The 6,566-nt window shown below is 60.4% G+C and carries 9 protein-coding genes and 1 pseudogene; 7 read left to right on the forward strand and 3 right to left on the reverse strand.

What is annotated here, in order from left to right:
• Positions 1 to 189: 189 nt before the first annotated feature.
• The 3 genes from H6B51_RS15820 to H6B51_RS17880 form a co-directional block, all read right to left on the reverse strand.
• Positions 190 to 1,332 carry an acyl-CoA dehydrogenase gene (locus H6B51_RS15820; RefSeq protein ID WP_204884580.1) on the reverse strand — a complete coding sequence of 381 codons (1,143 nt, stop codon included), beginning with the start codon at positions 1,330 to 1,332 and terminating at the stop codon, positions 190 to 192.
• A 175-nt stretch (positions 1,333 to 1,507) separates the two neighbouring features.
• Positions 1,508 to 2,512, reverse strand: a complete 1,005-nt coding sequence (locus H6B51_RS15825; protein WP_204884581.1) for an electron transfer flavoprotein subunit alpha/FixB family protein — start codon at positions 2,510 to 2,512, stop codon at positions 1,508 to 1,510.
• Between the two features lie 16 nt (positions 2,513 to 2,528).
• On the reverse strand, positions 2,529 to 2,834 hold the full coding sequence (locus H6B51_RS17880) for an electron transfer flavoprotein subunit beta/FixA family protein (RefSeq protein WP_243421361.1): 306 nt from the start codon (positions 2,832 to 2,834) through the stop codon (positions 2,529 to 2,531).
• Positions 2,835 to 2,837: 3 nt separating this feature from the next.
• On the opposite strand from H6B51_RS17880, the pseudogene H6B51_RS17885 reads away from it, so the two are divergent.
• The 7 genes and pseudogenes from H6B51_RS17885 to H6B51_RS15850 all read left to right on the forward strand — a co-directional run.
• Positions 2,838 to 3,496 (forward strand): annotated as a pseudogene (locus tag H6B51_RS17885) (4-hydroxyphenylacetate 3-hydroxylase N-terminal domain-containing protein); the annotation flags it as partial.
• Positions 3,470 to 4,183, forward strand: a complete 714-nt coding sequence (locus H6B51_RS17890; RefSeq protein WP_243421362.1) for a 4-hydroxyphenylacetate 3-hydroxylase family protein — start codon at positions 3,470 to 3,472, stop codon at positions 4,181 to 4,183. The pseudogene H6B51_RS17885 and the gene H6B51_RS17890, both read left to right, overlap by 27 nt.
• Positions 4,184 to 4,190: 7 nt before the next feature.
• A complete protein-coding gene (locus H6B51_RS15835; RefSeq protein WP_204884582.1) occupies positions 4,191 to 4,463 on the forward strand; it encodes a NifU family protein in 273 nt (90 codons plus the stop codon).
• A complete protein-coding gene (locus tag H6B51_RS15840; RefSeq protein ID WP_204884583.1) occupies positions 4,460 to 4,987 on the forward strand; it encodes a nitroreductase family protein in 528 nt (175 codons plus the stop codon). Before H6B51_RS15835 ends, H6B51_RS15840 begins: the two co-directional genes overlap by 4 nt.
• A gap of 45 nt (positions 4,988 to 5,032) precedes the next feature.
• On the forward strand, positions 5,033 to 5,404 hold the full coding sequence (locus tag H6B51_RS18365; protein WP_335342191.1) for an acyl-CoA dehydrogenase family protein: 372 nt from the start codon (positions 5,033 to 5,035) through the stop codon (positions 5,402 to 5,404).
• Complete coding sequence (locus tag H6B51_RS15845) at positions 5,397 to 6,176, forward strand: acyl-CoA dehydrogenase family protein (RefSeq protein WP_335342192.1); 780 nt, start codon at positions 5,397 to 5,399, stop codon at positions 6,174 to 6,176. Before H6B51_RS18365 ends, H6B51_RS15845 begins: the two co-directional genes overlap by 8 nt.
• Before the next feature lie 34 nt (positions 6,177 to 6,210).
• Positions 6,211 to 6,468 (forward strand): hypothetical protein, encoded by a 258-nt coding sequence (locus H6B51_RS15850; RefSeq protein ID WP_204884584.1) that lies wholly within the window; start codon positions 6,211 to 6,213, stop codon positions 6,466 to 6,468.
• The last annotated feature ends 98 nt before the right edge of the window (positions 6,469 to 6,566 follow it).

A 6,566-nucleotide genomic window follows, 5' to 3' on the forward strand; every position in this document is an offset into this window, starting at 1 on the left:
CTCATCGTCAGCGGCCACCTGGTCGATGACGGCGTCCAGGTCGCTGAGCACCTGGCTGTTCAGCGCGTTCAGCGCCTCCTGCCGGTCGATGGTGACCACGCCTACGTGGTCCTGTTTTGTCAAGGTAACATATCCCATGGTATTCATCCTTTCATAAGCGGTCCGTTTTGAAGGAGCCCCGGGAGGGCATTACTTGACCCCCATCCAGCCGGAGATGACCATCCGCTGGACCTCGGAGGTGCCCTCATAGATCTCGGTGATCTTGGCGTCCCGCATGAAGCGCTCAAAGGGGTACTCTCTGGTGTAGCCGTAGCCGCCCACCAGTTGGAGGCAGCGGCGGGTCACGTCGCTGGCCGCCTCGGAGGCGTACAGCTTGCCCATGGCGGCCAGGTGGCTGTAGGGCTCGTGGTCCTGCTTGGCCTGGGCGGCACGATAGATCAGCAGCCGGGCGGCGTCCACACGGGCCTGCATGTCGGCCAGCTGGAACTGGGTGTTCTGGAACTGACTGATCCGCTTGCCGAACTGGATGCGCTGGGTGGTGTACTTGACGCACTCGTCGATAGCAGCCTGGGCGATGCCCAGAGCCTGGGCCCCGATGCCGATGCGGCCGCCGTCCAGGGTCATCATGGCGATCTTGAAGCCCTTGCCCAGCTCGCCCAGCAGGTTCTCCTTGGGTACCACGCAGTCCTCAAAGATCAGCTCGCAGGTGGAGGAGCCCCGGATGCCCATCTTCTTCTCGTGGGCACCCACCTTGAAGCCGGGGAAGCCCTTCTCCACGATGAAAGCGGAGATGCCCTTGTTGCCCTTCTCCTTGTCGGTCATGGCAAAGATGACAAAGGTCTCGGCATAGCCGGCGTTGGTGATGAAGATCTTGGAGCCGTTGAGCAGCCAGTGGTCACCCTTGTCCTCGGCAACGGTCTTCTGCATGGCGGCGTCTGTGCCGGCGCCAGGCTCGGTCAGGCCCATGGCGCCCAGCTTTTCTCCGGAGCACAGGGGAGGCAGGTACTTTTGCTTCTGCTCCTCGGTGCCGAACTCGCTGATGGGCCAGCAGCACAGGGAGGAATGGGCGGACACCATGACGGAGGTGGTGGCGCAATGCTTTGCCAGCTCCTCGCACACACCGATATAGGTCAGGTAACTCAACCCGGCCCCGCCGTACTCCTCGGGGAAGGGAACGCCCATCATACCCATTTCCGCCAGCTTGTGCCAGGTCTTTTCGGGGAAGCGTTCATTCTCGTCGATCTCGGCGGCGATGGGGGCCACTTCCTTCAGGGAAAACTCATGCAGCATGTCCAGGATTTCGCGCTCTTCGTCGTTGAAATGGAAATTCATTGTGTCGCTCCTTTCTGTTTTTCCTGTTTGCCAATGTTTTCACAAGCCCCGAATATGGCTTTGAGTTGCCCGGCAAGGGGCAACTCAAAGCGCATGGGGGTGAAACAACCCGCGTGAGGAGGAAGGCATTGAACTGGGATCGCCCGGGGTTGCTTCAAATAAAGTTGAGGAAGGACTAAGCCTTCAGCTTGCGGATCTCCTCGGTGAGAACGGGGAGCACCTCAAACAGGTTGCCCACCACACCGTAATCCGCCACGTCAAAGATAGGGGCGTCTGGATCCTTATTGATAGCCACGATCACATCGGAGCCGCTCATGCCGGCCAGATGCTGGATGGCGCCGGAGATACCGCAGGCGATGTACAGCTTGGGCCCCACGGTTTTACCGGTCTGTCCCACCTGGTGGGCGTGGGAGATCCATCCCGAATCCACCGCTGCGCGGGAGGCTCCCACGGTGGCCCCCAGCGCCTCGGCCAGGGCGCGCACCGGAGCGAAGCCCTCAGGGCCGCCTACGCCCCGGCCGCCGGAGACGATGATCTCAGCGCCCTCCAGATCCACGCTTTCGTCTCCCATGTTCTTCAGCAGCTCCAGCACCTGGGTGCGGATGCGGCTGGCCTCCACGTGGATTTCTTCCTGTATGATCTCGGCGTGAGGGGCGCCGGGCTCCTGTTTCTTGAACACACCGGGACGCACGGTGCCGATCTGGGGCCGGTGGTCCGGACAGAGGATGGTGGCCATCAGGTTGCCGCCGAAAGCGGGGCGGGTCCAGGCCACGTTGCCGCTCTCCTCGTCGATGTCCAGGGCGGTACAGTCGGCGGTAAGGCCGGTTTTCAGCCGGCAGGACAGGCGGGGACCCAGGTCCCGGCCGTTGTTGGTGGCTCCAATGAGCATGCTGGTGGGGCCGTATTTTTCCACCAGGGCATACAGAGCGTCGGTATAGGCATCAGTGGTATATTGGGCGTACTCAGGCCCGTCTACCACAATGATCTTGTCCGCGCCGTAGGCGTTGGCAGCCTCTACCGCGGCGCCGGTATTGCAGCCGATGACCACCGCGACCAGTGCGCCGCCCTGCTTGCCGGCCAATTCCCGACCGGGGTTGAGGAGCTCCAGGCCCACGTTTTTAGGTGCGCCGGTTTCACTGGTCTCAATGAGGACCCAAAGGTCTTTTGTTTTGGCTTCCATTGTGCTACCCCCTTATTCAGATGATGTTGGCGCCGCTGAGCAGCGCGAACAGTTTTTGGGCCGAGGCCTCCCCGGTCTCCTCCTTGATCTTGATGCCGCCGGTTTTTTTCTGGGGTACGAAGGTACGCTTCACATGGGTGGGAGAACCCTTCAATCCGGCGTGGGTCAGGTCAATGGCGGTCAGATCAGCCGCGGTCAAAACAGGGATCTGGGCCCGGTTGGCGGCCATCTTGCGCTTAATGGTGGGATAACGGGGGTCCCAGGCCGGCTTGGTAAAGGTCACCACGCAGGGCATGGAAACACCGATGATACCTTGTCCCATCCTGTGCTCCAGCCCTCCACCAATTGTATCATTGAGAGCTATGAGCTGGCGCAGATGCCGGAGTACGAGGATCTGATGACCGCTCACTCCCACCTGATCGACGAAAAGGTGAATCGGTTCAATCACATCCACATGAGCATTGAGGATCTGAACAAAAAAGTGAAGATGCAGCGGCTCATGGGCCAGCGCACCGGTATGTGTTATCAGCGTTGCGTGGTCATGGATGGCGCGAACGCCTTTTACTGCACCACTATGAGGTCGACAAGAAGTATGGCACCTCATATCAGAAGAACTTCCTGGAGTGGTTCAAGCGGATCCAGCGGGAGGATCTGTATACCTGCGCGGGGATCACCGATCCCAAGGGGGATCGGAGCAAGCGTCCCCTGGAGCAAAGCGACCCTGATCTCTTCCTCCGGGTGGTGGAACGCCGGCCGGACGGCGTGGTGGTCAACGGGGCCAAGATGCACCTGACCAGCTGCGTCAATGCCCATGAGATCTTTACCATGCCCACCATGTCCCTTCGCCCCGGCGAGGAGGACTATGCCATCTCCTTCGCGGTGCCCATGAACACCCCGGGGATCACCATGATCATCGGCCGCAATTCCAGCGACCTGCGCAAGCTCTACGGTACGCCCATGGATGTGGGCAATGCCAAGTGCGGCGGCATTGAGGCGGTATGCGTATTTGATCATGTGTTTGTGCCCAATGAGCGGATCTTCCTCAACGGCGAGGTCGAATTCGCCGGTCCTCTGGTGGACCGCTTCGCCAGCTATCACCGCAACAGCTATGGCGGCTGTAAGGCGGGTGTGGGTGACGTGCTCATCGGCGCAGCCAGCCTGTTTGCCCAGTTCAACGGAGTGGAAAAGGCCGCCCATATCAAGGACAAGCTGGTGGAAATGACCCACATGAACGAAACCCTCTACTCCGGCGGTATCGCCAGCTCCTGTGAGGGCTACCAGACCGCCGCGGGCAACTACATCGTGGATCCCATGCTGGCTAACTGCTGCAAGCTGAACGTGACCCGCTACCCCTACGAGATGTGTCACCTGGCGGAGGAGATCGCCGGTGGTCTGATGGTCACCGCCCCCTCCGGCGCGGACTTTGACAATCCGGAGACCGGTCCCTACCTGCGCAAGCTGCTGGTGGGCGCCAACGGGGTGAGCGCCGAGGACAAGCTGCGGGCCCTGCGTCTGCTGGAAACCATGTGCATCGGGACGGGCGCCGTGGGCTTCCGCACCGAATCCATGCACGGCGCCGGCAGCCCCGCCGCCCAAAAGCTGAACATCAGCCGGTATGCCAACTTCAACGGCAAAAAGGATATGGCCAAGCATCTGGCCAATATCAAGTGAGCACGGTATGGAGCGGCAAGAATTAGAGGCTCAGATCCTGAGCTATCTTCAACCCCGGTTCGACGGGGTCACAGCGGTGGAGCTGTCGGAGGACGGAACTCTGGCGGTGATACTTAGCGGCACCTGCAAAAGCTGTCCTCTGTGCGGCATGACCATGCAGCAGGACATGGAGGACATGGTGACGGCGGCCTTCCCGGCGGTCAGCCGTGTGGAATTCCCCGATGACGCCAGTGAAGACCTGCTGCGCTTTGCCAGGCAGCTGCTGGGACATTCCTCATGAAAGAGCTATTTGCCAGACGAAGCATCCGGAAGTATCTGGACATCCCGGTCACCCCGGAGCAGATAGAGCGGCTGCTCCGGGCCGGGATGGCCGCGCCCTCCGCCGGAGACGGCCGGGAGTGGAGCTTTCTGGTCGTTCAAAGCCAGGAGGGCAAGGAAAAATTCATGTCCGCCCACGACGCCTCCGGGGCCGTGAAAACCGCGCCGCTTCTCATCATGGTCTGCGCCCGGTTCCGGGAGGAGGTCTACGCCCCGGAAGGGTTTTGGGTGCAGGACTGTGCCGCGGCCATTGAAAACATGTTGATCGAGGCGACTTACCTGGGCCTGGGCAGCCTGTGGATGGCGATCTATCCTCGCCAACACCGGATCGCGCGCATTCGCACACTGTTCGGGATTCCGGAAGAGGTGATACCCTTCGGCGCCGTGGCCATAGGTGTTCCGGCCCGGGGCAAGCCGCCTATTGACCGCTACATGGCGGATTATGTGTATCTGGAACGCTATGGACAGCGGCTGGACGGCCGGTGATCCTGTCTGGAGTCAGAAAGACAAAACAATAAAGGGGAGTATGGTATGTTTTGGTTGACGGAAGACCAACGTTCTATCCAGGAAATGGTTCGCGACTTTGCCGAAAAAGAGATCGCGCCCCATGCGGAAGAGTTTGATAAGGAAAATAAGTATCCCTCCGCTCCCATTGCCGGGCTGGCCGAAATGGGCATCATGGGCCTGAACATTCCGGAGGAATACGGTGGAGCGGACATGGATGAGGTCAGCAAGGTGTTGGCCATCAGCGAAGTGGGGCGTTGCTGCGGCGGAACCGGCGAGATCCTGGCCACCCAGCCGCTGGTCAACGATATCATCCTGAAGAACGCCAACGAAGAGCAGAAGCGGACCTATCTGCCCCTGGTGGCGGAAGGGCAAGCTGGGCGCCTTTGCGCTGACTGAGCCCGGAGCTGGTTCTGATGCCAGCGGACTTAAGACCAAGGCGGTCAAGGACGGCGACAGTTATATCATCAATGGCTCCAAGTGCTTTATCAGTAATATGGGCCCTGACGAGGGAGACTTTGCCGTAGTCATTACCGTCACTGATCCGGAGAAGCGCACCCGGGGCGGCATGACCGCCTTCCTGGTGGACCGGGCCACTCCCGGCTTCAGCCTGGGCAAGACCGAGGACAAGATGGGCATCCGGGGCGCGGCGGTATCCGAGCTGGTGTTTGAAGACTGCCGGGTCCCCGCCAGCGCCGTCATGGGCGAAGTGGGCGATGGCTACCGCATCGCCATGAGCGGCCTGGATGGCGGGCGGATCGGCATGGCCGGTCTTTCCGTGGGTATTGCCCAGCGGGCGCTGGAAGAAGCGGTGAAATATTCCAAGGCCAGGGTGCAGTTTAAGAAGCCCATCTGTGAAAATCAGGGCTTGCGCTGGTACCTGGCGGATATGGCAACCCGGCTGGAGGCGGCCCGGCTGCTCACCATGCAGGCGGCGGTGGCCCGGCAGAACGGCGCCCCGGGTCTGACCAAGCTGTGCTCCATGGCCAAGTATTACGCTTCGGAAATGGCTACCTATGTGTGTGATTTGGCCCTGCAGATCCATGGCGGATATGGCTATATGAAGGATTACGCCGTAGAACGTCTTTACAGGGATGCCCGTATCCTGCGGATCTTTGAGGGGACCAGCGAGATCCAGAAGGTCGTGATCTCCAGAGAGGTCTTGAAGTAAGGTGGACCGGCAAGGCAGCGCGGACGTGGTTCGTGTGGGATTGAAGTACTGCGGCGGCTGCCAGGCCCGGTATGACCGTATGGCGGCCCTCCAGACAGTCCGCTCCCTATGCCCGGCGGGAACGGTGTTTGAGCCGGTGGAGGCCGACAAAGAGTACGACTATATGATCATTGTGGAAAATACCTATGTGGACGCTTTGGAGTCCCGTTCCTCCAGCGCCTCCTCGGGGCTCTATTCCGACCACCTGATGCCCCGGAAGGCCATGCTGGCCGAGGCCATTAAGAGCACCTAACAAAACCTGACAAATATCGAAATATGGTGTAAAATACCAGTAGGGGGTGAAGAAAATGCCCAAGAAGCTGGTAAGTGACGAATTGTGGAAGCTGGTTG

Origin of the sequence: Pseudoflavonifractor phocaeensis, from assembly GCF_016901955.1 — a bacterium.
Lineage (GTDB): Bacteria > Bacillota > Clostridia > Oscillospirales > Oscillospiraceae > Flavonifractor > Flavonifractor phocaeensis_A.

What these genes read in the sequence shown, in the direction of transcription:
- H6B51_RS15820 (WP_204884580.1), bottom strand. Translation starts at nt 1,332, where the DNA reads ATGAATTTCCATTTCAACGACGAAGAGCGCGAAATCCTGGACATGCTG.
- H6B51_RS15825 (WP_204884581.1), bottom strand. Translation starts at nt 2,512, where the DNA reads ATGGAAGCCAAAACAAAAGACCTTTGGGTCCTCATTGAGACCAGTGAA.
- H6B51_RS17880 (WP_243421361.1), bottom strand. Translation starts at nt 2,834, where the DNA reads ATGGGACAAGGTATCATCGGTGTTTCCATGCCCTGCGTGGTGACCTTT.
- H6B51_RS17890 (WP_243421362.1), top strand. Translation starts at nt 3,470, where the DNA reads ATGGATGTGGGCAATGCCAAGTGCGGCGGCATTGAGGCGGTATGCGTA.
- H6B51_RS15835 (WP_204884582.1), top strand. Translation starts at nt 4,191, where the DNA reads ATGGAGCGGCAAGAATTAGAGGCTCAGATCCTGAGCTATCTTCAACCC.
- H6B51_RS15840 (WP_204884583.1), top strand. Translation starts at nt 4,460, where the DNA reads ATGAAAGAGCTATTTGCCAGACGAAGCATCCGGAAGTATCTGGACATC.
- H6B51_RS18365 (WP_335342191.1), top strand. Translation starts at nt 5,033, where the DNA reads ATGTTTTGGTTGACGGAAGACCAACGTTCTATCCAGGAAATGGTTCGC.